The organism is Winogradskyella rapida (assembly GCF_042675845.1).
GTDB lineage: Bacteria > Bacteroidota > Bacteroidia > Flavobacteriales > Flavobacteriaceae > Winogradskyella > Winogradskyella rapida.
Window position 1 is genome coordinate 879,325 of sequence record NZ_JBHTKM010000063.1, and the last position, 1,539, is coordinate 880,863.

At 38.7% G+C, this 1,539-nt stretch carries 1 pseudogene; it reads right to left on the bottom strand.

Going from position 1 to position 1,539, the window contains the following annotated elements:
* A pseudogene (locus ACFQ13_RS11225) lies at positions 1 to 1,539 on the bottom strand (hypothetical protein); the annotation flags it as partial.

A 1,539-nucleotide genomic window follows, 5' to 3' on the forward strand; every position in this document is an offset into this window, starting at 1 on the left:
TGCATAAATAATTTGCGGGTTTACCGTGTTTTCATACAAGGTTGGTAATGGATTTACTTTTAAATCAGCATCCTCTTGCGTTTCATAATAAGTCACATTATAATTTGCTGGGTTTTGAGCGTCTAACACTTCAGTATCCATTGTTGTTAAATCGAATTGTGCACTATCATTTGTTGGATCGCCATCAAGTTCCATTTCATCATCACAAATTTCATATACAATTGGCACGGTGTCCGGATTGGCCTGTGCCGCTTCATGTACTTCAATATAAAAACTTTGTGTACTAATTGAACAGCCTGTATCTACATTGGTTATGCTTACAAAAATCTGCTGTGGATTGCTCGTATTGGTATAAGAGCTTACCAAACCATTAGTTCCTGCTTCCGCATCAGCCAAGCTGCTATGGTAACTCACTACAAACTGATTTGGATCCTGACCATTTAAGACTTCGTCGTCTTTAGTGGTAAGATCAAAACTATCTATGCCATCGGTAAATAATTCACATTGAATCATATCGGTAACAGCAACCACTTCTGGTAATGGGTGCACTCTAATGGTAAAGTCTACTAAAGAATAACATCCTGTACTATTACGTGTTACACGCACATAAATCTCTTGACTTGGTGTCTCTATATTGGTGTACTGTGTTGGGTCTGGGATAGCGTTAGTACCATTATTGGCATCTAACTGCGTTTCATAATAACTTGCCGTTACACCTGCCTCGCCGTTAAGAATAAGTATTTCATTTGCGGTAAGATCAAACACCTCTACACCATCGCCTGTATTAAAGTCATCACACAACTCTAAATCTGGAATATTCTCACTTAAGGTTGGTGTTGGATTTGGTAATACACGTATGGTTAAGGTAACCATATCTGTACATCCGGTGTTGCTATCTGTTACCACGGCATAAAGCGTTTGTGGGTTAGCATCTAAACCATTTACTGAAGTATTGGTATACTGAGTAGGGTCTGCAATAGCATTGGTTTGCGCTTGCGCATCTGCACTTGTTTCATAATAGCTAACTAACCAACTACCGTTGTTCCCTGTGATTTCATCATCTTTTTGTGTTAAATCAAAAACTGTAAACTCATCTCCTGGCATCTCCCCTAAGTCATCACATAAACTTAATTGAGTAGGTTGTACCGCTACTGGTGGAAGATTAACTTCTAAATCAAATGTCCCTACATCTTCACAGCCTACCGTTGGGTTATACAAGCGCACATAAATAGTCTGTGGGTTGCTGGTATTGGTATAACTTGTTGTATTTATAATTGGGTTGGCTCCTGTAGCTGCATCTGCTGCACTAACGTGATAGCTAAGCTCTACAGCTGAAGTATTTTGTCCGTTATAAATATCACTCTCTTTTACGGTTAAATCAAATTGGGTAATACCGTTATTATCCGTATCACATAAAACAATAGGGTCTATTGCTGTTGGTACCTCTGGTGCCGCAATTACATTTAACTCTAATGTGTTTTGTGTAAGACTGTAACATCCTGTTATCGTATTTTCTGAACGCACATAAATCATCTGTGT